General features: G+C 45.8%; 1 protein-coding gene. It reads left to right on the top strand.

Going from position 1 to position 1,805, the window contains the following annotated elements:
• On the top strand, window positions 1–1,615 hold a 1,615-nt coding region (locus JUI58_RS01470), incomplete at its 5' end, for a WD40 repeat domain-containing protein (protein ID WP_204101968.1).
• Window positions 1,616–1,805: the final 190 nt, after the last annotated feature.

The raw sequence follows: 1,805 nt of genomic DNA, 5'->3' as shown, positions 1-1,805 counted from the left end.
GGCAAGTATTCCAGCACCTCCTCCCCCACCCCCTCCGAAGGTGGCAAGTATTCCCGCACCTCCTCCCCCTCCGAAGGTGGCAAGTATTCCCCTGCCTCCACCTCCTCCTCCAGTAGTAAATATTCCCGCACCTCCTCCCCCTCCTCCTCCGAAGGTGGCAAGTATTCCCCTGCCTCCACCTCCCTCAATGCCTAAGCGACTAACTTCTCCAAAAGAGAAGGAAGTCTCGCAAGCTCAACCTGATATAGTTGTTCCTCCGTCACCTTCCCCTACCCCAGAAACTAAAAAGCGATCGCCAGTTAGCAAACAGGAAATTCCCAGTCTCGATCTGGGCAATCAAAATGTTGTAGAAGATGTTACAGAAAATGTTGCAGAAAATGTTACAGAAGATAATGATATAAAAATCAATCCCTTTGTCGCTCCGGACAATTGGGAGGAACTAGCAGATAGTTCGGTTGCGGTAACAGTAGAACCCAATGCGATCGATCCTTTTGCCCCACTCCCTGAAGGTATTCCTAGAGAATCTCCCGCGATCGATCCCAATAATCCCTTTTTTGTTTCTCCCGATGCTTCAGTTTCCTCACAAAATATTCCGGTCGATCCTCTCAATCCTTTTATCTCAATTAACTCACCTTCTAAAACTTCTGAATCGTCTCCACCGATTAAAACAGAAGCGAAAATGCCCGCATTAGCAGAAATGGAAGAAGTAGAAGAAATGCCCGCATTAGCAGAAATGGAAGAAATGGAAGAAATGCCCGCATTGGCAGAAATGGAAGAAATAGAAGAAATGTCCCCCGAAGCCTTAGAAATTGTAGAAAATAATAACTACTACGATGCAAATATTCCCTACGAACAATTTGAATTGTTGCATATTAACAGCGAGGTGCAGTATCGAGGTGTAAAAGGGGTTGCGATCGCCTCCGACGGCGTTACTTTAGTTACTTGCGGCAGTGATATTTATATGAATCGCTGGAACTTATATGCCTTAAACAAGGAAGCACAATTTAGCCTCTACTCTAAAGGGGTGCAATGCCTCACTATTACACCAGATGGGGCGATCGTTCTCACAGGAGCAGAAAAAGGGAATCTCAAATGCTGGGATATCAATACTGGAGAACTCATCGGAACATTTAGTGAAGGCTCCCTCGGCATTACTGGATTAGCGATCGCCCCAGATGGAGGCACCGTCGTTAGTAGTTCCGCAAAAAGCAATCTCAAACTCTGGGATTATGCCTCGGGGGCATTACTCGGACCCCTCAACGACGAATCTTTAGGAGCAACTGCCGTTACCATAACACCAGATGGAACCACCGTCCTCAGCAGTTCCCACGACAGCAATATCAAATACTGGGATTTAGCAACAGGAGAATTATTAGGACCGTTAAATATTCAATCATTTGGTGTAACTTCTTTAGTAGCAACCCCAGATGGTCAAGCCGTTATTAGTGGAGATGAAAGAGGCATGATAACAATTACCAGCCTAGAGACAGGAGAAACAATTCGCACCATTAAGGCACATCAACTCGCTGTTAATTCCCTTGCTGTTACCCCCGACGGTTGGTATATCGTTAGTGCCAGCGATGAAGAAATGAAATTATGGGGAGTACCTCAATAATTTTAATTTTAATTAGCGTATCGTGGAAGTGCCGAGAGGAACTTAAGAAGAAACTATCCTCGCTATTTTCGCCAGCATCCAGATAGATATATCTTGACCCTCCCCGCTCTAAAGAGACGGGGATTCGGAAGCAGTCCAGTAATGGACTCTTACAGGCGTGGTCAAAACGCCGCTACTGACTCCTTTAAGA

The sequence above is a fragment of the Spirulina sp. CCY15215 genome, assembly GCF_016888125.1.
In the GTDB taxonomy this organism is placed as follows: Bacteria; Cyanobacteriota; Cyanobacteriia; order Cyanobacteriales; family Spirulinaceae; genus CCY15215.
This window is presented reverse-complemented; position numbering and strand designations above follow the sequence as displayed.